The organism is Streptomyces sp. NPDC005722 (assembly GCF_040630935.1).
GTDB lineage: Bacteria > Actinomycetota > Actinomycetes > Streptomycetales > Streptomycetaceae > Actinacidiphila.
In genome coordinates this window covers 1-20994 of record NZ_JBEXYN010000038.1, presented here as the reverse complement: position 1 = coordinate 20994, position 20994 = coordinate 1, and the positions used below count along the sequence as shown (strand labels likewise).

The window sequence follows — 20994 nt, the reverse complement described above, 5'->3', positions numbered from 1 at the left end:
GGTCACGCGCCGTCTACCGTTCCTGATCGGGAAGCCGTCCGTATCACCGGAAAGAGAGCCATGGCCGTCTACCGCCAGCCGGGAACCGTCATCACCGACCACACCTTCCAGGTGCCGCTCGACCACGCGGACCCGGGCGGTGAGCGGATCGAGGTGTACGCACGGGAGGTCGTGGCCGCCGGCAAGGAACGAGATCCGCTGCCGTGGCTGCTGTTCCTCCAGGGCGGGCCGGGCGGCCGGTCGCCGCGGCCGCTGGGCCGCGACGGCTGGCTCACCCGTGCACTGGACGACTACCGGGTGCTGCTGCTCGACCAGCGGGGCACCGGCCGTTCCACCCCGGCGAACCGGCAGACCCTGCCGCTGCGCGGGGACGCCTCGGCACAGGCCCGCTACCTGGAGCACTTCCGGGCCGACTCGATCGTCCGCGACTGCGAGTTCATCCGCCGCGAGCTGCTCGGCGAGGACGAGCAGTGGAGCCTGCTCGGCCAGAGCTACGGCGGGTTCTGCACGCTCACCTATCTGTCGGTCGCCCCCGAGGGCGTCCGCGAGGCCTTCGTGACCGGCGGGCTCGCGGGCCTGCGCAGCACGGCCGAGGACGTCTACCGGGCCGCCTATCCCCGCGTGGAGCGGAAGACCGCGGCGCACTACGCGCGTTACCCCGAGGATGTCGAGACGGTCCGCGCGGTCGTACGGCACCTGCGCGAGCGCGAGGTCAGGCTCCCGGACGGGGGTCTGCTGACCGCGGAGGCCTTCCAGGCCACCGGGATACTTCTCGGCACCGGCACCGGCTCGCACACGCTGCACTACCTGCTCGAGGACGCCTTCGTGACCGGGGGTTCCGGCCTCCAGCTCTCCGACTCCTTCCTCTCCGAGGTCCAGGGCCATCTGTCGTTCGCCGGCAATCCGCTCTACGCGGTGCTGCACGAGTCGATCTACGGCCAGCAGTCGGTCTCGCCGCGTGCCACCGGCTGGGCCGCCGAATCGGTCCGGGCCGAATTCCCGCAGTTCGACGTCGACAAGCCGCTGGCGGACGACGCGCCGGTGCTGCTGACCGGCGAGATGATCTACCCCTGGATGTTCGCCACGGATCCGGCGCTGGCACCGCTGCGCGAGACGGCGCACCACCTGGCGCAGCACGAGCAGTGGAGCGACCTGTACGACCCGGCTCAGCTGGCGCGCAACGAGGTCCCGGTGGCGGCGGCCGTCTACCACGACGACATGTACGTGGACACGGCCGACTCCCTGGCCACCGCCCGCTCCGTCCACGGCCTTCGCACCTGGGTCACCGACGAGTACGAGCACGACGGGCTCCGGGTGAGCGGCGGCCGGGTCCTCGACCGGCTGATCCGGCTGGCCCGCGGCGAGCTGTGAACAACGCTGCCCGGCGGGCGCGCGCGACGCTCTGCCGGCGCAGGTAGCGGCGGAGCGGCTCCGGTGAGAGGCCGTTGTTGACGGCGGCGTGGAGCAGCCGGGCGAAGGTGTAGTCGGGGGCCAGGTCCAGGGCGCGGCCGAAGGCCACGCGGGCGGTGGCCTCGTCTCCGGCGGACCAGGCCACCCATCCGGCAAGGGTCAGGGGCGCCGCGGCGTGCTCGTGGTACGGCTCGACGCAGCGCCGGGCGAGCGCCCGCCACAGGCGCACCGCGGGGTCGGTGTGCGGCGGGTCCATCCACTCGGCCGCCTCGTCGCGGGTGGCGCGGTCCTGCAGCCCGAGGATCATCGACGCGGCCTCGTCGTCGTCCAGCAGCGCGTCGTCGTCGCTGTCGGCCTCCGGCCCGTCCCCCACGGGTGTGGTGGCCCGGAAGCGGTCGAGCGCCTCCCGCAGCAGGCGCAGGGTGGTGCGCCGCACCTCATCGGAGTCGTCCCGCTCCAGCATGCGCGGGACGAGTGCGGCGGCCGCCGCGTCCAGGGCGTCCGCGCGGGCAACGGACGCCGGCGCGCCCGGCGGTGGCGGGGTGAGGCGTTCCTCCATCTCCTTGAGGGAGCCGGTGACCCGCAGGCCCGCGTAGGCGGCCGCCGCGGCCATCACGGAGTCTCCGGACTGCGTGATGCCGATGCCCTCGCGCGGGAACCGCTCCGATTCCGGGCAGCAGTACGACCACCAGCGGCCGGAGGAGACGCACAGCGCCTCGACGACGGGCACGTCGAGCGTGCCGCAGGCGATCCGCAGCCGCTGCGCCAGCGGGCGCAGCCGTTCCATGACCTGGTGGGGTTCTTCGCCGGGAGCGGGTTCCTGGACGAGGAAGAGCACGATCGCGTCCGGCCGTGCGCCGCGCTGCTCGCTGCCGTTCACCAGGCACTCCGCCAACTGCTGGGAGGCGTCGGGCCACTCGGCGGCGTCCCGGGGGATCCCGAGCCGGGCCCGGCCGCCGAAGCGGCCGCGCTCGCCGTGCAGGGCGATCATCAGAATGCTGTCGTCGGGGTGGAAGCCGCACAGGTAGGGGAGCGCGGCGGCGAGTTCGGCCGGGCTGCGCAGCGTGACCTTCGGGTCGTCCGAGGGACGGGGGGATCCGGTGTGCTGAGTCATGATCCGAAGGTCCCGCACGCCGTGGATCTCCGCCAGACCCCTCCAAAACCTGTGGATAACTCGCGCATATCATCACACTCATCGGAGGTGAGTTATCCACAGGCCACCTCCGCACGGTTGGCGCCGTGTCGGTGCCATCGGGTTGCATGGGGGCATGACCACCGCACTGCGCACCGCCGCCGACACGATCCTCAGCCGGCTCGTCGGGGACCCGACGGGCACCGCACGCCTGCGCGAAGACCAGTGGCGCGCCGTCGAGGCGCTGGTCGCGCACGGGCGCCGGGCCCTGGTGGTGCAGCGCACGGGCTGGGGCAAGTCGGCCGTGTACTTCGTGGCCACCGCGCTGCTGCGCGAGCGGGGCAGCGGTCCCACGGTGATCGTCTCCCCGCTGCTGGCGCTGATGCGGAACCAGATCGACGCCGCCGACCGCGCCGGCATCCGTGCCCGCACGATCAACTCGGCCAACCCCGAGGAATGGGACACGGTGCAGGCCGAGGTCGCCTCGGGGGAGGTCGACGTCCTTCTGGTGAGCCCGGAGCGGCTCAACAACCCGGACTTCCGGGACCAGGTGCTGCCCAAGCTGGCGTCCACCACGGGCCTGCTCGTGGTCGACGAGGCCCACTGCATCTCCGACTGGGGACACGACTTCCGGCCCGACTACCGCCGGCTGCGGACGATGCTCGCCGACCTCACCCCGGGCGTCCCGGTGCTGGCGACGACCGCCACGGCCAACGCGCGCGTGACGGCCGACGTCGCCGAGCAGTTGGGCACCGGCGACCACGAGGGCGCCCTGGTGCTGCGCGGGCCGCTGGAACGCGAGAGCCTGTCGCTCGGGGTGCTGGGCATGCCCGACGCCGCGCACCGCCTCGCCTGGCTCGCCGACCACATCGGCGACCTCCCGGGCTCGGGCATCGTCTACACCCTGACGGTGGCGGCCGCGGAGGAGGTCACCGCCTTCCTCCGGCAGCGCGGTCACCGGGTCGCGGCCTACTCGGGGCGCACCGAGGACGCCGACCGCCGGGCCGCCGAATCCGCGCTGCTGAACAACGAGGTCAAGGCGCTGGTCGCCACCTCGGCGCTGGGCATGGGCTTCGACAAGCCGGACCTGGGATTCGTGGTGCACCTGGGCTCGCCCTCCTCCCCCATCGCCTACTACCAGCAGGTCGGCCGCGCCGGGCGCGGTGTCGACCACGCGGAGGTGCTGCTGCTCCCCGGGCCGGAGGACGAGGCGATCTGGCGCTACTTCGCCTCGCTCGCCTTCCCCCGCGAGGAGCAGGTGCGGCGCACCCTGGAGACCCTCGCCGCCGCCGGGGGCCCGATGTCGGTCCCCGCCCTGGAGACGCGGGTGGACCTGCGCCGTAACCGGCTGGAGACGATGCTCAAGGTGCTCGACGTGGACGGCGCCGTGCACCGGGTGCGCGGCGGCTGGACGGCCACGGGCATGCCCTGGACGTACGACACCGAGCGGTACGCGTGGGTCGACCGGCAGCGCAAGGCCGAGCAGCAGGCGATGCGCGAGTACGCCACGACGTCGATGTGCCGCATGGAGTACCTGCGCCGCCAACTCGACGACGAGGAGGCGGCCCCCTGCGGCCGCTGCGACAACTGCGCCGGGCCCCGGTTCACCGGGGAGGTCTCCCGCGAGGCCCTGGAGGCGGCGCGGGCCGCCCTCGGGCGCCCCGGGGTCGAGGTGGAGCCCCGCCGCATGTGGCCGACGGGCCTGCCCGCGATCGGCATCGACCTGAAGGGGAAGATCCCGGCGGGCGAACAGGCCGCCACCGGCCGGGCCCTGGGACGGCTGTCCGACATCGGCTGGGGCAACCGGCTGCGCCCGCTCTTCGCCGAGAACGCGGCGGACGGGCCCGTTCCTGACGACGTGGCGCAGGCCGTGGTGCAGGTGCTGGCCGACTGGGCGAAGGGCCCGGGCGGCTGGGCGAGCGGTGCGCCCGACGCCCCGCAGCGGCCCGTCGGTGTCGTCACCGTCGCCTCGCACACCCGGCCGCAGCTCATCGCGTCGCTCGGCGCACGCATCGCCGAGATCGGCCGCATGCCGCTGCTCGGCGAGGTGGCGCACAGCGGTGAGCTGGAGCCCTCCCGGGTGCCGCGCAGCAACAGCGCACAGCGACTGCGGGCGCTGCACGGGGCGTTCGCCCTTCCGCCGGCCCTTGCCGACGCCCTCGCCGAGGCCGCGGGACCGGTCCTGCTGGTCGACGACTTCACCGAGACGGGGTGGACGGTGGCCGTCGCCGCGCGGCTGTTGCGCCGTGCCGGTGTCACGGCGGTGTTTCCGCTGGTCCTGGCCCTGCAAGGCTGACCGGTAGTCACCATGTGAGACAGAGAAGGGATCTAAGCGGCGGACGGTCAGATAACAGACAGGTCGCCAAAATGACCGTTGCCGCCCGCGTGTGCGACAGGAACAATTGAACCTGGATCCCCGCATCGGCTCTTGGAGCCCTACGACCGGCATGCCCGCGCACGCCCGGTCGCGGACGCATACCCGAAGGGAGGACCGTGGCCATCGGCTTCGCTCCGGAAACCGCTTCCGTGAATGCCTCCCGCCGTGCCGGACGCCATCGCAGCCTCGAGCCCGCCGAATGGACGGCCGCGGGCGTCCCCCTGCTGATCAACCCGCGCGAGGTGGTCACCGACCTCCACGAGCGGCACCTCCCGGCACCGGGCACCGCCGTGGTCGCGGTCTACTCCCCGGACGAACGGCTGACGGCCAGCGCGTCCTTCGCCCAGCGCCCCCACGTCGTCGACGGCTGGGAGCGGCGCAACGCGATCCTCGTCCACCTGCGCCGGATCACCGCCGACGACCTGCGGCGGCGCAGGCCGGTCCGCACCGCGGTCCTACTCGTCTGCCGCGACGGCGGAGCGGGTTGGACCGAGGTGGACGGTGCCTGGATGTGGGGGCTGCGCGACGCCTGCTCGCTGTACGGGCTGCGCCCCGGGTCGTACATCACCGTGACCGACGACGGCTGGCGGGTGCAGGGCGAGGACCGCGCCGGACGGACCCCGAACGCGGCCTCCTGGTCGGCGGCCACGAGCCGCGGCGCAGCGAGCCTGCGTCCCAGCGGGACGCCGCCCCTGCGCCGCGCGGCGGCGCGCTGATCAGGCGTTGACGCCGAGCAGCGCGTTGATCCGCTGCGGGTCTCCGCAGACGATCAGCAGCTTTCCGGCCCGCGCCAGCGCGGAGGGCAGGATGCTCGCGACGGTCTCGTCGGAGCCGCCGTTGACGGCCACGACCACCACGGGACGGCCCTTGGCGCGCTCGGCGTCGTGGGCGGCGTAGAAGACGTCGTCACCGGCGTCCTGCTGGGCCCAGTACGACGCCTCGCCGAAGCTCAGCTCGTGGGCCGCCCAGGGGTGTTCCTCGCCGGTGGTGAGCACCAGGACCTCACCCGGCGCGCGCCCGCTGTCCAGCAGCAGGTCGACGGCCTCGTCGGCGGCGTCGAGGGCGCCGTCCACCGAGGCGGGGATGAGCTGGAGCTGCGCCGACGTGCCGGCGGCGGGAGAGGCGACGGCCTCGGAGTCCCGCGGCGAGCGCTGCTGCGGGGGTACGACGGGCCCGCGGGCCGGACCGGGACGGCCGGGACGGGCGTTCGCCGCCGGAGCGCCACGCGGCGGCGCGGGGCGCGGAGGCGCGGGACGCGGGCCGGAGCCCGGTACGGGGCGGGGGGTCGGCGCGGGCCGGCCGGCGGCCGGGGCAACGCGGGGACCCGGGACACTCTCGTGAATCTGAGGCTCCTCGGGGGTGAGAGGCATGTGCTGATGTCTATCAAATGCACCGGAACAACGCAGCGGCGGGTAGGTCACAACTCGGCTCAGAAGTCGAACCCGAGTTGCTCACCCGTATCCCCCGCCTCCACGGTCTCCCGGACCTTCTTCAAGTGCTGCCAACGCGGCAGCGCGTCGAGGTATGCCCAGGACAGCCGGTGGAACGGGGTGGGCCCCAGTTCCTCCAGTGCCGCCCGGTGCACCGGCGAAGGGTACCCGGCATTGGCCTCGAAGCCGAACGGAGCATAGTCGACGCCCAGTTCCGCCATCATCGCGTCCCGCCGCACCTTGGCGATCACGGACGCGGCCGCCACGGCCACGCAGGAGACGTCGCCCTTGATGACCGTGCGCACGCGCCAGGGGCCGCCGAGGTAATCGTGCTTGCCGTCGAGTATCACCGCGTCCGGCCGCACGGGCAGGGCGTCCAGGGCGCGCGTGGCCGCGAGCCGCAGCGCGGCGGTCATCCCCATCGCGTCGATCTCCTCCGGGGAGGCATGGCCGAGCGCGAAGGAGTTCACCCATCCGGTGAGCACACCGGCGAGTGCGTTACGGCGCTTGACGGTCAGCAGCTTGGAGTCGGTGAGGCCGTCGGGGGGCCGTCGCAGACCGGTGACGGCCGCGCACACCGTGACGGGCCCGGCCCAGGCGCCCCGTCCGACCTCGTCGACGCCCGCGATGACCTTGGCGCCGAGGGTCGCACGCAGCGAGCGCTCGACGGTGTGGGTGGGGGGTTCGTGGACCATGGCAAGGCTTAGCCTACGCTCCCGTGTTGGGCCGTCCCGGAGCAGGTCCGCGCAGCGCGTACGGGAATCGCTCCCCGGGCACGACCGGGCCGTGTCCGCGCCGGAAGCACCCGGCGACAGAGGCACCCAGCGACGGAGGCACCCGGCGACGGCGTCAGGGGCGCAGCAGGGGCAGCATCACCTGGTCGACGACCTCGGTCAGGTCCTCCTCGGTGATCTCCCGGCCGCCGATCTTCGACCGGTACATCATGAGCGCGGGCACGACGTCGGCGACGATGTCGCCGGTGGCGTCGGGCCGTACCTCACCGCGCTCGATGCCGCGCCGGACCACGTCGAGGATGCGCTGCTTGGTGGGTTCGACGACCCCTTCCATGATCAGCCGGACGAAGCAGTGGGCGGCCTCCTGGTCGCACTCGTCGATCACCGAGCGCAGCGCCAGCCCGCCGCGCGAGTACATCGCCTCGCGCATCCGCAGCACGAGGAAGACCAGGTCCTCCCGCAGGCCGCCGAGGTCCGGGACGTCCGGGACCTCGGGGAAGGCCGTCTGCAGGGCGTCCGCGACGAGTGCCTGCTTGGACGGCCACCGGCGGTAGACGGCCGCCTTGCCGGTCTGGGCACCGGCGGCGACGCCCTCCATGGTCAGCCCTCGCCAGCCCACCGTGCTCAGCTGCTCCAGGGCGGCCCCGAGGATCGCCCGCTCCAGGACGGGCCCGCGGCGGCGGGTGCCCGCTCCCTGCGACATGGCCATGCCACCTTCTCAATCGCTCGCTAGTGAACGCTTGCGTTCACTACAACCATCACCCTACTGTCGTACACAGTGAACGCGACCGTTCACTAAGTCACCGACTGGGGGACCTCGTGACGACTGGGCAACTCACCTCACCACGAAAGCCCGGAGCCGCGCGACGTGACGGCAGGCCGGGCATCGCACTCGCGGTGATCGCGGCCTGCCAGCTCATGGTCGTGCTGGACGCCACCATTGTGAACATCGCGCTCCCGCACATCCAGGACGCGCTCTCCTTCTCCACCACCGATCTGTCCTGGGTGCTCAACGCCTACACGCTCACCTTCGGCGGTCTGCTGCTGCTCGGCGGGCGCGCGGGCGACATCCTGGGACGGCGCAGGGTGTTCGTCTCCGGCATCCTGCTGTTCTCCTTCGCCTCGCTCCTCGGAGGCTTCGCGCAGGAGCCCTGGCAACTGCTCGCCGCACGCTCGCTGCAAGGCGTCGGCGGCGCGATAGCCTCGCCGACCTCGCTCGCGCTCATCACCACCAACTTCCCCGAGGGCCCGGCACGCAACCGGGCCTTCGGCGTGTTCGCCGCCGTCTCCGCGGGCGGCGGTGCCGTGGGGCTGCTGGCGGGCGGCATGCTCACCGACTGGCTCGACTGGCGCTGGGTGTTCTTCGTCAACGTGCCGATCGGGCTGCTGATCGCGTTCCTGGCGCCACGCTTCATCGGCGAGTCGCAGCGGCACCCGGGGCGGTTCGACGTCACCGGGGCCGTCACCTCGACGCTCGGCATGGCCTCGCTCGTCTACGGCTTCATCCGCGCCGCGCACTCGGGGTGGCGGGACACCCTCACCGTCTCCTCGTTCGCGGCCGCGGTCCTGCTGCTGGGCGCCTTCGTGGTCGTCGAGCGGCGGGCCCGGGAACCGATCACCCCGCTGCGGATGTTCGCCGACCGCAACCGCTCGGGCACCTACCTGATGATGCTGAGCCTGGCCGCCGCCATGTTCGGCATGTTCTTCTTCATCGTCCTCTTCGTGCAGAACGTGCTCGGCTACAGCCCCATAGCGGCGGGTTTCGCCTTCCTGCCGGTCACGGCCGCGATCGTGACCGGGGCCGGGCTGTCGACCCGCTTCCTGCCGGTGCTGGGGCCGAAGCCGTTCCTCGTCGCCGGCTCGGCGCTGACCGGTTCCGGGATGGCGTGGCTGACCCTGATCGACCCCGGCAGCAGCTACGTGGGCGGTGTCCTCGGCCCGATGCTGCTCTTCGGTTTCGGGATGGGCCTCAACTTCGTGACGCTGACCCTGACGGCCGTCTCCGGGGTCGCCCAGCACGAGGCGGGGGCCGCCTCCGGGCTGCTCAACGCGATGCAGCAGGTCGGCGGTTCGCTCGGGCTGTCCATCCTGGTGACGGTGTTCGGCACCGCGAGCCGCGACAAGGCCACCGGTCTCCTCCCGGACTTCCTCGCGCGCGCCACCCCCGAGCAGCAGGAGGCCTTCCGGCGGACGCACGAACTGCCGCCGCCGTGGGGCCACGAGGTGCTGGCGCACGGCATCTCGACCGCCTTCTACGCGGGCGTGGGGCTGGTCGCGCTGGCGCTCGTCACCGCGGTGTTCGTGATCCGGGTCCGCAGGAGCGACCTGGAGGCGCTCAGCGGCGGCGCGGGCGTGCCCGCGGCCTGACACCGGCGCCGCCGCCCGGCCCGAGGGGAGGCCGGGGCGGCGGCACACGGCGTTCGCGTCACGGGTACGCGGGGTCGCGCCAGTCGACGGAGAACCCGTCCAGACCCGCCGCGCGGCACGGCTGGTCGGCGGTCAGCGGCGGGCGCCCGTCGAGCAGGGACCGGGCCCGGACCTCGTCCAGGCTGGTGGTGTACCAGGCCTCGGTGCCGTCCTCGTAGAGGTGCTCGGCGATCTTCTCCAGGGCGCAGGAGCGCTGCGGCTCCGGCAGCCGGTCCAGCTCCGGGACGGCGTCCGCGGAGAGGTTCCGCAGATAGGCCAGGTCGATCTTGCCGCTGCTCTCGAAGCGGCTCACCTGCTGGCCGGCGATGAGCGCGTCGGGCGAGACCAGCCCGAAGGCCAGGACGGACGCCGCGGCGCTCACCACCACGGCACGCGGGAGCCAGCGCGCGCCGAACACCCCGGCCGCCATGACCAGGACGATCAGCAGCCCGAGCCACAGCTCCACACCCGCCACCGAGATCCGCAGCCGGGTCAGCCCGTACGCGTCCACGTAGAGGTCCATGCGGCGCAGCGCGGACGCGACCACGACCAGGGTCAGCACGCAGATCGTGCCGAGCACGGAACGCACGAGCAGGCGGTCGCGGTCGGTGCCGCGCGGCGCCCAGCGCAGCGCGAGGCCGATCACCGCGATGGTGAGCAGGGTGACGACGAGCAGTTGCCAGAAGCCCTGCCGCGCGTACTCCGCGTAGGTCAGGCCGGTCTGGGCGAGCACCTTCTCGTAGCCGCCGAAGAGCACCGCCAGCTGGACGGCGTTGAAGGCGGCGAACAGCCCGGCGAGGACGACCAGCGGGAGCGCCCACTCGGCGCGCCTGCGGGCGCGTCCCGGCGTGACCTCGATGCGGTCCCAGCGGCGCGGCGCCGCGGCGGTCCACGCGGCGCAGAGCGCGAACAGCGTGCCCACGGCGAGGAGCAGGACGCGCAGCGGCGCGTCGGTGACGGACACGTCCGGCATGAGGTCGGACAGCAGGTCGGCGAAGGCCGCGTCGGCCCCCGCGAAGAGCGCGCCGAAGACCACCAGGAGCACGGCGGTCACGCCGACGGTCTTCAGCATCGGCACCAGCCGGCCCCGGCCGCGCCCGGCCCGCTCCCGCAGCCCGCGCAGCGCCCAGCCGATCGCGGACGCCGGAGCGAACCACAGGCCGGCGCCGCCGAGCAGGACGCCGGGCCAGCGGCGGCCGCCGTGCAGCGCCAGCGAGCCCAGGAAGGCGGCGGCGACGACGGCCAGGAACGACGGCCACCAGGCGTCCCGCAGTGCCGGGACGAGCAGCAGCGTCAGGCCGGCCACCGCCCACAGCGCCGACCAGGGCCGCAGCCGCCGTCCGTGGTCGCGGGCGGCGACCGCGGCCGCGGCCACGGCGGGAACGGTGACCAGCAGCAGGTTGATCCCCAGGCCGCCGCGCAGCAGGGCCGAGGTCAGCACGCCGGTGAGCAGCGCCGCCCACAGTGCGGCGGGCCGCACGGCACGCGGGGTCCGCGGCCGGCTCGCGACCACCCAGGCCGGGGGCGGGGGCGGTGGTGGCGGCGTCCAGGGACGCGCGTACGGCGCCGCCGGAGGGGCGGGTGGACCGCTCTTCCGCGGTGGTGCCTGCGGGTGTGGCGGTGCGGACGCCTGCGCCGCCGGTGCGGCGTCGGACGGCGTGTCGGACATGAGAACCCCTCCCCGCCGGTCGCACGGCGGCCGGAGGCGGCACGCGGGACCGGATACTCGACTGCCGTCCGGTGAAGATCGGCCGGACGGCGTGGCCGACAGGCTAGGCGCGCCGGCCGGCCGCGCGAACGCGGTGCGGGCCGCACGACCGAGTCTGTGACAGGCCCGTGACAATGCAGGGGGTTGGGGACCTCGGGGGCGGGACCGGCGGACGGTCAGCCGGCGGGCAGCCACTCCGGGAGGGCCTCGCAGCGCTCCAGCCACTCGCGCGGGGGCTCGCCACCGGCCCCGGCGGCGATGATCCCGCCCACGATGGCGCAGGTGGTGTCCACGTCCCCGCCGGCGCGGGCGGTGGTCCAGAAGGCGCCCTCGTAGTCGCCGAGGCCGCGGGCGGCGGACCACAGGGCGAAGGGGACCGTGTCGTGGGCGCTGGTGCGCCGGCCGTTTCCGAGCACGGCCGCGACGGTGGCGACGTCGTCGTAGTCGAGCATGTCGACGGCGCGGCGCAGCCCGGCGTGCACGGCGCTGCGCGGCAGCAGCGCCACGACGCGCGTGATGAGGTCGGCGGGGGCGCCGGGGCCGGCCGGGTCCGCGGCGAGCGCGGCGGCGGCGGCCACGGCCATCGCCCCCACGACGGCCTCGCGGTGCTGGTGGGTGGTGTACGCCGACAGTTCGGCCTGTTCGGCGGCCTTCTCCGGCTCGCCTGCGTACCAGGCACCCAGGGGCGCCACGCGCATGGCGGCGCCGTTGCCCCAGGAACCCTGGCCGTTGAACATCTCGGCGGCCAGCGTGCGCCAGTCGGCGCCCTCCTGCCGGATCAGCCGCAGCATCCGGTTCACGCCGGGCCCGTAACCGCGGTCGAAGTCGTGGTGCGCCGCGAAGGAGGCGGCCAGGGCGTCCTGGTCGATCGTGCCGCGCGAGTCCAGGACCGCGACGACCGAGCACGCCATCTCGGTGTCGTCCGTCCACTGCCAGGTCCCCGGCGGCAGCGTGCGGCCCTGCAGGGCCGGGTAGTGGGCCGGCACGAAGAACTGGGAGCCGAGGGCGTCGCCCAGGGCGAGACCGTGCAGGCTGGACAGGGCGCGGCGGCGTGGGAGGTCATGCGGGTCAGCGGTCATGGCGGGAGAACTCTGACATCCGGTGCCACCCGGGTCAATCGTCCTGTGCGCAATCTCACCCGTGATATCGCGCCAGGTCGGAGTCGGTGGTCCGCCAGCGGGAGAAGGGCCGGTCGAGCCCGTACCGGCCGTCGGGCTCGGCGAGCAGCATCCGTGTCTCGCCGTTGTCGGGGTTCGACAGGCACTCGAACTCGTCGACGGTCCAGTGGAACCACCGCATGCAGAACAGCCGCATGGTGAGCCCGTGGGTGACGAGCAGGACGTTCGGCGGGAACTCGGGCTTGTCGAAGGCGCGGTAGAGCGTCTCCAGGAAGGACCCGACGCGGTCGTAGACGTCCGCCCCGGACTCGCCCTGGGCGAAGCGGTAGAAGAAGTGGCCGTAGGCGTCCCTGGCCTTGCGCTGCCGCTGCACGTCCTCGGCGTCCTGGTAGTTCCCCCAGTCCTGCTCGCGCAGCCGGGGCTCCTCCTTGGCCCGGGTACGGCACGGGTCGAGGCCGAGCAGGTGGAAGGTCTGATGCGTCCGGCGATATGGCGAGACGAAGGCCTGCACGCGCTCCTCGCCGAACAGCTCGCGCAGCTCCCGGCCCGCCGCGCGGGCCTGCTCCTCGCCCCTGGTGGTGAGGGTCAGCGCGTGGTCGGGCACCCGCTCGTAGATCGTGTCGTCGGCATTGCCCTGGGACTCTCCGTGCCTGATGAGCACTATGCGACGCGGTCGGGCCATGGCCTCACTGTAATTCGTGCGCGCGAGCAGGGTCGCGGCGGGCACCCGCTCGGCCCGCCGGCCGGCCGCCGTCTCCCCCGATTGTCAGTGGCGTACCTCAGACTCAGCATGAAGAGGGGGGCGCGTTCGCGCGCCACGGTTGGAGGCCGCCATGAAGACCACGTCGTTCGTTCCCGGCACACCCTGCTGGACCGATCTGAGCAGTCCCGACATCGAGGCCTCCCGCGCGTTCTACGGCGGCCTGTTCGGCTGGGACTCCCAGGCGGGTCCCCCGGAGGCCGGCGGCTACACCTTCTTCAGCCTGCGCGGCGAGCACGTGGCGGCCGTCGGCCCGGTGATGGCCGAGGGCGACCGGCCGCGGTGGATCACCTACATGGCCACGAACGACGTGACCGACACCGCCAAGGCGGTCGAGGCCGCGGGCGGCTCGGTGTGCGTGCCGCCGATGACGGTCTTCGACCAGGGCGGCTTCGCACAGTTCACGGACCCGCACGGCGCGGAGTTCGCCGCGTGGCAGCCGGGCCGGTTCAGCGGGGCGGGCCTGCTCGACGAGCCGGGCGCGCTGTGCTGGATCGAGCTCAACACCCGGGACGTGGACGGCTCCCGCGCCTTCTACCGCGAGGTGTTCGGCTGGACGGGCGAGACCCATCCGTTCGGCGGGGACAGCTCCTACACCGAGCTCGAAGTGGAGGGCGCGGGAAGGAAGTTCGGCGGCATCCTGCTGATGAACGACGCCTGGCCGCCGGAGATACCCCAGCACTGGATGCACTACTTCTCCGTCGCCGACACCGACGCGGCCGCCGCCCGCGCCACCGAGCTCGGGGGCAGCGTCTCCGTGCCGCCGTTCGACCTGGAGCACGTCGGACGGGTCGCCGTGCTCGACGACCCGCACGGCGCGTACTTCTCGGTGATCACCCGCCCGTCCGCGCGGGGCGGGGAGGGCTGAGGCGGGCGGCGCCGGGGACGGTCCCCGGTCGCCGTGGCGTCATATCGACCAGGCCTGTTCCAGGTCGACGACGTCCCCGGCGACGGTGAGCACGTCGGCGTCGAGATCCGCCCGTTCGGACAGTCGCAGGATGGAACCGTCCCGGTACTTGGCGTGCTCGGAGGTCGAGTCCCACATCGACAGCACCAGGAAGTCGGACTCGGGGCCCTGTGCGAAGACCCCGCGCAGCATCCCCGGGGAGCCGGCCATGGCCGGGTTCCAGACCTTCTCCTGCATCAGCACGAAGTGCTCGACGCGGTCCGGACGCACCTTGCAGTGCGCCAGGCGCAGCAGGTCGCCGTCGGCGAAGCGGGGCCGGAAGCCGACCTTGACGTCCAGGCGGTGCTCGAAGAGCTTGACGCCAAGGCTCTCGTAGGTGCCGGCCTGGGCGGCCGCGAGGCGGTCGTGCGCACCGGCCATGAAGGCCTCGTAGTAGTCGCGGTCCTCCCAGAACGCGAAGAGGTGCGCGACACCCGGCTGACTGCGGCTCCAGCCGCCGCCCTGCCCCCGGAACCCCGGCTCCCCCATGAGCCCGTTGGCCCATTTCCGCTGCCCGCGCTCGAATCCGGCGCGATCGACGATTCCGCAGCGAATCCACTTCACCAGCACCGCGCCATCCTACGGCCCGCCGGCGGGGCTTCCGCCCCATCGGAGGAGCAACTCCCCTGAAAGGGGGCGGAATACGATCACGACATGGACACCCTGTACCCGCGCCTGCTCGTCGAGGACTTCGACACCGCCGTCCGCTTCTGGACCGCCGCCCTGCGCGACCTGCTCGGTACGGAACCCGTCAAGGTGATCCCGCAGGCCGGTTACGCCAACTGGGACCTGGGCGGTGAGGCGGCCCTCACGCTCTTCTCCCGCGCCGCGCTCGCCAGGGCCATCGGCACCGACGCCCTTCCCGCGCACGCCCCCGCGCAGGACGCGTCGATGCTCGTCCTGCGGGTCGACGACGTCGAGGCGGCCGCGGGCAAGCTGACCGCCCACGGTGCCGCCGTCCTCGCCGGGCCCCAGGACCGGCCCGCATGGGGCCCCGGACTGCGGACCGCGCACCTGCGGACCCCGGACGGCGCCCTCGTGGAACTCCAGTCGTACTGACCGGACCCAGGAAAGCAAGACCGAAAGAGATAGTCCGCAACAAAACAATCTGCTAGCGTCACACCTGGGTGTCCCGACGACCAGGAGACGACGCCATGCCTTTACGCGCACGCACCTCGCAGCCCCTACGCGCACGCACCTCACCCACGGCCGCAACCGCGGCGACCACGGCAACCAAGGCAATCGGGGAAGCCGCCCCCGGCCACCGCTCCCGCGGGCCGGCCCTCGCGGTCCTGTGCGCCGGGATGCTGATGATCGTGCTGGACGGCAGCATCGTCACCGTCGCGCTCCCCGCCATCCAGCGCGACCTGCGCTTCTCCCCCGCCGACCTGACCTGGACGGTCAACGCCTACATGATCGCCTTCGGCGGGCTGCTCCTGCTGTCCGGACGGCTCGGCGACCTCCTCGGACGCAAGCGGATGTTCGTCGCGGGACTGGCCGTCTTCACCGCCGCCTCGTTCCTGTGCGGCGTCGCCGGCGACCAGGCCGTGCTCATCGCGGCGCGCTTCCTCCAGGGCGTCGGCGGCGCGATGACCTCGGCCGTCAGCCTCGGCCTGCTCGTCACGCTCTTCCCCGAACCCCGCGAACGCGGCCGGGCCATCGGCGCGTTCAGCTTCGTCGGCGCCGCCGGGGCATCGATCGGGCAGGTGCTCGGCGGCGTGCTCACCCAGGCCGTCAGCTGGCACTGGATCTTCTTCATCAACCTGCCCATCGGGGCGGCCGCGGCGCTGCTGGCCGTCCGCGTGCTGGAGCCCGACCCCGCGCGGCCCGCGGCCTGGGGCGCCGACGCGCTCGGCGCGTTCCTCGTCACGACCGGCTTGATGACCGGCGTCTACACGATCGTCCAGACCGGTGGCCACGGCTGGTCATCCGGCCGCACCCTCGGTCTCGCCGCCCTGTCCGTCGCGCTCCTCGCGGGCTTCGTGCTCCGGCAGGCGACGGCGGCGGCCCCGCTGCTGCCGCTGCGCATGTTCCGCTCGCGGGAGGTCTCCGGGGCCAATCTCGTCCAGGTGCTGATGGTCTCCGCGCTCTTCGGGTTCCAGATCCTCGTGGCGCTCTACCTGCAGGACGTCCGGGGCTACGGTGCCGCGGCCACGGGACTGGCCATGCTGCCCGCCGCCGTGTCCATCGGTGCCGTCTCGCTGCTGCTGTCCGCCCGGCTCAGCGCGCGCTTCGGCGAGCGCCGCGTCCTGCTCGCGGGGCTCGCCCTGCTGGTGGTCGCGCTCGGCCTGCTCACCCGGCTGCCGGTGCACGCCGGCTACGCCGCCGACCTGCTGCCCACGATGCTGCTCGCGGCCGGCTTCGGCCTCGCCGTCTCGGCGCTGACCGTGCTCGGCATGTCGGGTGCGGGGCCGCGGGACGCGGGCGTCGCCTCGGGCCTGTTCAACACCACCCAGCAGGTGGGCGGCGCACTCGGGGTCGCCGTGCTGTCCACCCTCGCCGGCTCCCGCGCCCAGGACCTCGTGGCCGCGGGGCACGAGGAGGCGGCCGCCCTCACCGGGGGCTTCCGCCTCGCCTTCGGCACCGGGGCGGCCCTCCTCGCGGCGGCCTTCGTGCTCGCGCTGGTGATGCTGCGACCACGGCGTGAACCGGACGCCGCCGCGCGGGCCTGAGGACGACCGGCCGGTCCCGGACCCCGCGGGGTCCGGGACCCGCGGGGCTCCGCGCGCAGCGCCGTCCCTCACTCCTGCGACGGGGCCGCGAACACCGACAAGTACTCCTCGGTGCGGAAGCCCGCCGACGCGTACACGGCCTCGCCCATCGCGCTCGCGTACAGGTAGGCCGTGGAGGCGCCGGCGGCGCAGCCCGCGCGGACCAGCTCCATGGTGACGGCCCGCCCGTAGCCGCGGCGCCGGTGGCCCGGGAGCGTGGAGACGTTGAAGATCCCGTTGAGGTCGCCGCGGACCGCCGTCATGCCCGTCCCGACCGGCACGCCGCCGGCTTCCGCCAGGTAGAACGTGACCCCGTCCAGCCGGCCCATCGCCGGATCGGCGAACAGCCCGAACACCTCGCGCGGCACCCCGAAGCCCTCCGCCATGACCTCGGCGTACAGGCCGAGCCCGGCGGCGTCCAGCGCCCGCACCTCGAGGGACTCCGCGGGCGTCCGCGGCGGCACGCCGTGGTCGGGCCACCTGACCATGAGCGGGCTGCGGTGGAGGTCGGTGAGGCCGTGCCGTGCCGCCTCCCGGGTGACGAGCCGTCCCGGTACCCCGCGGACCTGGATGCTCCACGGGACCTCCCACCGCTCGGACTCCGCCAGCGCGGCAAGGTCGTCCGCGAGCGGTTCGGGGCTGGGGCTGAACACGCCGTTGAGGGAGGCGACCGGCGCCCCCGAGACGGCCAGCACGGCGTCGCCCCGGCCCCTTCGGGCGTGCCCGGTGGCGACCGTCGCCAGGGCCTCCACGAGGTCGGCGTAGGCGGCCGCGATGGGCCCGAGCGGATCGTGCACGGCGGTCACGGGGAACCCGCCTTCCTGTGGCTGCGGAGGTAGGCGGCCGGGGTGGCCCCGTACACCGACTTGAAGTGCCTGATGAAGTGGCTGGCGTCGGAGAAGTGCCAGCGTGCCGCGACCTCGGACATCCCGGTCGTGCTGCCGCGGTCCAGGAGTTCGTCGTGCGCCTTCTGCAGACGTCGGCGCCGGGCGAACGACATGACGGAGTCGTTGGACGCCGAGAAGCACCGGTGCAGGGTCCGGAGGGACACCCCGACGCTGCGGGCGACCATCGGGGGCGACAGTTCGCCGCTCTCGAGGTTCTGCTCGATGACGTTCCTGGCGGCGACCACGACGGCCTGCGGGTGGTCGCCGAGTCCCGGACCCGGCCGTTCGGAGATCATCCGGGAGAACAGCGTGGCCGAGGCCTCCCGGGCCATGTCCCGCGCGGCCGGCGACCCCTCGAGGTCGTCGCTGCTCCTCCTGATCGCGTCCAGGAAGTTGAGCAGGAAGCGGACCTCGGGGACGTCGGCGTCCGACAGGTACGCCTGACCGAGCACCCGGGGCGACCCGATCCGGGGGACCACGAGGTGCCGCGGGATCGAGACGACGTGCGCGGTCGTCGCCGGCGCGCACGAGAACTCCCAGGAGGCCTTCGTGTCGCGAATGCATATCTGCCCGGGCTTGACGGAATGCCGCTTCTTCCCGTCCTGGAACTCGATCCAGCCCGAGGTCACCAGATCGGCGACGATCGGGTCCTGGTCCAGGTTGTTCCCCGACACCCCGGTCAGCGAATCGCAGTAGACCCGGGCGGAAAGCAGCCCGTCGATGAGATGACCGTTCGCGACGAAACGGAATCCACGGGGAACGGCGAAATGGGGGACGGAAAGACGGATGAGGTGCGAGAACGGGCCGCGCTCCCACTCCCGGAAGTGCCGTTCCGAAGCCTGCGCCTGTTCGGCCGTCAAACTCATGTCGGCCCGATAATCTATGGAGCCCCCGCGATGCTGCGCGCAGTCCACCGTTCCCGCCAATCGCTGATCTTTCACCTGCACCCTCTCGGCCGGGTGTGCGTACCGAGGCCGCGACCCGGATGACAACGTTATCCAGCCCGGGATCCGGCCCTGTACGGCCACCCACGGTCGGTCATCGAAACCCTTGAGGCAATTCCTATTCCCCTTGCGGCGGACACGTCATCCGGGCCCCATTGCCCACCGGTCGCCCGCGACCGGGATCGCCGCCCACGGCCCGCCCCGGGAGCGCAGCACGGCCCACGGCATTGTCGCCCATGCGGCGTCCCCGGAAATAGTACGGCCGCGCCAGGACCGGCACTCCGCGTGACGGGGGCGCGGCACCCGCATTCCATCGCCGTCGGTCCGCGGCCGGTGGCCGTCCGCCGCGGCGCTCGCCGGCCGGGAAATGGAATGCCCGTGCCAGGAATGGAAGGGGAGCGCCAATTCGATCGAATCACGGCGGGAGCTTGCCTGAGCATCCCTCAGAATGCTTGCATCAGCGCCTGGTTCAGATGGACGTCGAAGGGGACAGCACGCGATGAATCCGGCTGTGTCGATCCGCCGGGTACGCCTCGCCCTGGCCGTGCTCAGCCTCGCGCTGTTCGTCCAGACGGGTTCCTGGCTCCTGTACGACGTCGCCGCTCGCGGTCTGCCCGGCGCGTGGTCGCTGTGGACGACCGGCAGCGCGCCCGGCCTCGCGGCGACGACCTCGCTGGACCTGGGCCTCGCGGCACTGCAGCTCGCGGCCGGCCTGGCGGCGCTCGACCGGACCCGGGGCGCCGGCGGACTCCTGGTCGCCTCGTGCGCGGCGACGCTCGGCTTCCGCCTCCCCACGGTCTGGTACGTCCTCCTCGACTCCCCCTCCGACCCCTGGTTCGGGGGCCTCAGCGGTCCCTCGGTGAGCGTCGTCGGGGGCACCGCCGCGCTCGCGGTGATGCTCGCCCTCGTCCTGGGGGCGCTGCTGTACCTGGCCCGGCGGATGGAGTACGAGGCCGCCGCCGCGGAGGCGTCGGCCGCCGGCGGAATACGGCCGGTGAAGGTCACGGCCACCACCTCGGGGCTGCTCCTCGCGGTGCTGAACGTCTTCTACATCGGGAGGAACGCGGTGACGGCCTTCCAGGTGGGCCCCGGCACGCTCGGCGACCTGCTCGTGGGCAAGGGGACGGGACGAGCGGTCCTCGGCGTCTCCGCCCCGTACCAGTGGGCCTGCCTGACGGTGCTGTGCGGTGCCGGGATGCTCTTCGCCGCCCGGCGCCGTCCCGTCGCGACCGGGTTCTCCGTGGGCCTGGCGCTGTTCATGATGCCCTCGGCGTTCACCGAGCTGTGGGCGTACGCGGTGGGCGCGACGGCGCAGACCCTGGTGGACACCTCCCAGGACCTGCTGGAGCTCGTCGGTTCCGCGGCCGTGGTCGCCCTCGTCGCCGGGGACGTCCGTCGCGACCGCCGTCCGGCGGCCCGCGCCGCGGAGGAGGCCGTGCCCTCGGTGCCGGCCGGGCCCGGCCGGGTCGGCGTCGCCACGGGGCACGACGGCGAGCCGTCGGACGGCTGAGGCCTCAGGGCGTGTCCTGCCGGAACCCGTCGACGGCGTTGTCGAAGACGGCCCGGTAGGAGGCCCAGCGGTCCGACGGCGCGGAGAGGTAGACCGTGAACTCCTGCCCGCCGGGCTCCCCGAAGCCGAGGTCGATCGCCCGGAAGCCGCGGGCGCTCCCCTGGAAGGTGAACTCCCATATCGCGGCGGGCTTCCCGCGCCAGCGGGTGCTCTGCATCCGCAGCCGCTCGTAGCCGCGCAGGTCGGGGACCATCTGTGCCTCGACGTCCTCGAAGTGCCGGAGCGGACTGGGGCCCGCGAAGTCGAGCGCGGCGACCCGCAGGCCCACGAGCCCCGTCGGGTCGACGTAGACGAACTGCCGCCCGTCGTCGCTCACCTGACGCTTCCAGCCGTCCGGCACGGGGACGGAGAAGCCGCGCTCCCGTTCCTCGGCGAGGTGGTAGCCCTCGGGGACCGGGGGCGGGGTGTGGGCCGGCGTCGGCCGTACGGAAGGACGGGCCGTGGCGGAGGCCGCGGGGGACACGTCCGGCGTGCTCGCGGCGGACGCGGAACGGGACGGGCCCGCCCCTGTACGGTCCACGTCGCGCAGGAGCGGCACGGCGTACGCCCCACCCCCGGCGAGGGCGGGCACCAGGAAGGCGGCGGCCCACAGCGGGGCACGCCGCCCGCGGGCACGCGGCCCGGGCACGGAGGCGGACACAGGGGAAGGGACGGGCGCGGTCACCGAACCGCCTGCCCCGGAACGCCCGGCGCGGGCCGGGCCGGCGGGGGACACGAGGCCGTCACGGGGGACGCTCTCGGTTTCGGTCTCGGTCTCGGCGGCGCACGCCCGCAGCATCCGCTCGGCCTCCGGCGCCGACAACCGGCCCTGCGGCTCCCGCACCAGCAGCCCGGCGATCACCGGCCCCAGCGGGCCCGCGT

19 protein-coding genes are annotated in these 20994 nt (G+C 73.4%); 8 read left to right on the top strand and 11 right to left on the bottom strand.

Going from position 1 to position 20994, the window contains the following annotated elements:
* The first annotated feature begins 60 nt into the window (after positions 1–60).
* Complete coding sequence (locus tag ABZ479_RS31615; RefSeq protein WP_500464762.1) at positions 61–1371, top strand: alpha/beta fold hydrolase; 1311 nt, start codon at positions 61–63, stop codon at positions 1369–1371.
* On the opposite strand, the gene ABZ479_RS31610 is transcribed toward ABZ479_RS31615, so the two are convergent.
* Positions 1283–2524, bottom strand: coding sequence for a DUF4192 domain-containing protein (locus ABZ479_RS31610; protein WP_500464761.1), 1242 nt, complete (start codon positions 2522–2524; stop codon positions 1283–1285). The two genes, ABZ479_RS31615 and ABZ479_RS31610, sit on opposite strands and share 89 nt — an antisense overlap.
* Positions 2525–2678: 154 nt before the next feature.
* On the opposite strand from ABZ479_RS31610, the gene ABZ479_RS31605 reads away from it, so the two are divergent.
* A complete protein-coding gene (locus ABZ479_RS31605) occupies positions 2679–4838 on the top strand; it encodes a RecQ family ATP-dependent DNA helicase (protein ID WP_500464760.1) in 2160 nt (719 codons plus the stop codon).
* A 197-nt stretch (positions 4839–5035) separates the two neighbouring features.
* Positions 5036–5635: a hypothetical protein gene (locus ABZ479_RS31600; protein WP_499601876.1), complete on the top strand. Its 600-nt coding sequence runs from the start codon at positions 5036–5038 to the stop codon at positions 5633–5635.
* Here the strand turns inward: ABZ479_RS31600 and ABZ479_RS31595 are convergent, their stop codons facing one another.
* The 3 genes from ABZ479_RS31595 to ABZ479_RS31585 all read right to left on the bottom strand — a co-directional run bounded on the left by ABZ479_RS31595 (position 5636) and on the right by ABZ479_RS31585 (position 7792).
* Complete coding sequence (locus ABZ479_RS31595; RefSeq protein WP_500464759.1) at positions 5636–6289, bottom strand: hypothetical protein; 654 nt, start codon at positions 6287–6289, stop codon at positions 5636–5638.
* A gap of 59 nt (positions 6290–6348) precedes the next feature.
* Positions 6349–7044 carry a ribonuclease HII gene (gene rnhB, locus ABZ479_RS31590; RefSeq protein ID WP_500464758.1) on the bottom strand — a complete coding sequence of 232 codons (696 nt, stop codon included), beginning with the start codon at positions 7042–7044 and terminating at the stop codon, positions 6349–6351.
* A gap of 154 nt (positions 7045–7198) precedes the next feature.
* Entirely contained in the window at positions 7199–7792 is a 594-nt protein-coding gene (locus ABZ479_RS31585; protein WP_499601882.1) for a TetR/AcrR family transcriptional regulator, read from the bottom strand.
* A gap of 110 nt (positions 7793–7902) precedes the next feature.
* On the opposite strand from ABZ479_RS31585, the gene ABZ479_RS31580 reads away from it, so the two are divergent.
* On the top strand, positions 7903–9450 hold the full coding sequence (locus ABZ479_RS31580) for an MFS transporter (RefSeq protein ID WP_499601883.1): 1548 nt from the start codon (positions 7903–7905) through the stop codon (positions 9448–9450).
* Between the two features lie 58 nt (positions 9451–9508).
* Here ABZ479_RS31580 and ABZ479_RS31575 read toward each other — a convergent pair whose 3' ends face one another.
* The 3 genes from ABZ479_RS31575 to ABZ479_RS31565 all read right to left on the bottom strand — a co-directional run bounded on the left by ABZ479_RS31575 (position 9509) and on the right by ABZ479_RS31565 (position 12997).
* Entirely contained in the window at positions 9509–10969 is a 1461-nt protein-coding gene (locus ABZ479_RS31575; RefSeq protein WP_500464757.1) for a DUF4153 domain-containing protein, read from the bottom strand.
* Positions 10970–11373: 404 nt separating this feature from the next.
* On the bottom strand, positions 11374–12276 hold the full coding sequence (locus tag ABZ479_RS31570; protein WP_500464756.1) for an ADP-ribosylglycohydrolase family protein: 903 nt from the start codon (positions 12274–12276) through the stop codon (positions 11374–11376).
* A gap of 55 nt (positions 12277–12331) precedes the next feature.
* Positions 12332–12997: a phosphoglycerate mutase family protein gene (locus tag ABZ479_RS31565; protein ID WP_499601888.1), complete on the bottom strand. Its 666-nt coding sequence runs from the start codon at positions 12995–12997 to the stop codon at positions 12332–12334.
* Between the two features lie 151 nt (positions 12998–13148).
* On the opposite strand from ABZ479_RS31565, the gene ABZ479_RS31560 reads away from it, so the two are divergent.
* Positions 13149–13943 carry a VOC family protein gene (locus ABZ479_RS31560; RefSeq protein WP_499601889.1) on the top strand — a complete coding sequence of 265 codons (795 nt, stop codon included), beginning with the start codon at positions 13149–13151 and terminating at the stop codon, positions 13941–13943.
* Between the two features lie 39 nt (positions 13944–13982).
* Here the strand turns inward: ABZ479_RS31560 and ABZ479_RS31555 are convergent, their stop codons facing one another.
* Complete coding sequence (locus ABZ479_RS31555) at positions 13983–14591, bottom strand: YdbC family protein (protein ID WP_500464755.1); 609 nt, start codon at positions 14589–14591, stop codon at positions 13983–13985.
* 84 nt (positions 14592–14675) lie between these two features.
* On the opposite strand from ABZ479_RS31555, the gene ABZ479_RS31550 reads away from it, so the two are divergent.
* Both ABZ479_RS31550 and ABZ479_RS31545 read left to right on the top strand, forming a co-directional pair.
* Positions 14676–15080 (top strand): VOC family protein, encoded by a 405-nt coding sequence (locus tag ABZ479_RS31550; protein ID WP_500464754.1) that lies wholly within the window; start codon positions 14676–14678, stop codon positions 15078–15080.
* Positions 15081–15325: 245 nt separating this feature from the next.
* A complete protein-coding gene (locus ABZ479_RS31545) occupies positions 15326–16693 on the top strand; it encodes an MFS transporter (RefSeq protein ID WP_500464801.1) in 1368 nt (455 codons plus the stop codon).
* Between the two features lie 68 nt (positions 16694–16761).
* Here the strand turns inward: ABZ479_RS31545 and ABZ479_RS31540 are convergent, their stop codons facing one another.
* The gene (locus ABZ479_RS31540) at positions 16762–17538 is read right to left on the bottom strand and encodes a GNAT family N-acetyltransferase (RefSeq protein WP_500464753.1); all 777 of its coding nucleotides are present in this window, start codon (positions 17536–17538) and stop codon (positions 16762–16764) included.
* Entirely contained in the window at positions 17535–18485 is a 951-nt protein-coding gene (locus ABZ479_RS31535; RefSeq protein ID WP_500464752.1) for a helix-turn-helix domain-containing protein, read from the bottom strand. Before ABZ479_RS31535 ends, ABZ479_RS31540 begins: the two co-directional genes overlap by 4 nt.
* A 577-nt stretch (positions 18486–19062) precedes the next feature.
* Between ABZ479_RS31535 and ABZ479_RS31530 the strand changes: the two genes are divergently transcribed.
* Complete coding sequence (locus ABZ479_RS31530) at positions 19063–20073, top strand: hypothetical protein (protein ID WP_500464751.1); 1011 nt, start codon at positions 19063–19065, stop codon at positions 20071–20073.
* Positions 20074–20077: 4 nt separating this feature from the next.
* Here the strand turns inward: ABZ479_RS31530 and ABZ479_RS31525 are convergent.
* Positions 20078–20994, bottom strand: a 917-nt coding sequence (locus ABZ479_RS31525; protein ID WP_500464750.1) for a serine/threonine kinase C-terminal domain-containing protein, incomplete at its 5' end; no start/stop codon positions are given.

Bases quoted from the DNA above. Each gene is read 5' to 3' on its own strand.
- ABZ479_RS31565 (WP_499601888.1), bottom strand. From the start codon at position 12,997: ATGGCCCGACCGCGTCGCATAGTGCTCATCAGGCACGGAGAGTCCCAG.
- ABZ479_RS31595 (WP_500464759.1), bottom strand. From the start codon at position 6,289: ATGCCTCTCACCCCCGAGGAGCCTCAGATTCACGAGAGTGTCCCGGGT.
- rnhB (WP_500464758.1), bottom strand. From the start codon at position 7,044: ATGGTCCACGAACCCCCCACCCACACCGTCGAGCGCTCGCTGCGTGCG.
- ABZ479_RS31615 (WP_500464762.1), top strand. From the start codon at position 61: ATGGCCGTCTACCGCCAGCCGGGAACCGTCATCACCGACCACACCTTC.
- ABZ479_RS31610 (WP_500464761.1), bottom strand. From the start codon at position 2,524: ATGACTCAGCACACCGGATCCCCCCGTCCCTCGGACGACCCGAAGGTC.
- ABZ479_RS31550 (WP_500464754.1), top strand. From the start codon at position 14,676: ATGGACACCCTGTACCCGCGCCTGCTCGTCGAGGACTTCGACACCGCC.
- ABZ479_RS31535 (WP_500464752.1), bottom strand. From the start codon at position 18,485: ATGAGTTTGACGGCCGAACAGGCGCAGGCTTCGGAACGGCACTTCCGG.
- ABZ479_RS31605 (WP_500464760.1), top strand. From the start codon at position 2,679: ATGACCACCGCACTGCGCACCGCCGCCGACACGATCCTCAGCCGGCTC.
- ABZ479_RS31570 (WP_500464756.1), bottom strand. From the start codon at position 12,276: ATGACCGCTGACCCGCATGACCTCCCACGCCGCCGCGCCCTGTCCAGC.
- ABZ479_RS31545 (WP_500464801.1), top strand. From the start codon at position 15,326: ATGCTGATGATCGTGCTGGACGGCAGCATCGTCACCGTCGCGCTCCCC.
- ABZ479_RS31530 (WP_500464751.1), top strand. From the start codon at position 19,063: ATGAATCCGGCTGTGTCGATCCGCCGGGTACGCCTCGCCCTGGCCGTG.
- ABZ479_RS31560 (WP_499601889.1), top strand. From the start codon at position 13,149: ATGAAGACCACGTCGTTCGTTCCCGGCACACCCTGCTGGACCGATCTG.
- ABZ479_RS31585 (WP_499601882.1), bottom strand. From the start codon at position 7,792: ATGGCCATGTCGCAGGGAGCGGGCACCCGCCGCCGCGGGCCCGTCCTG.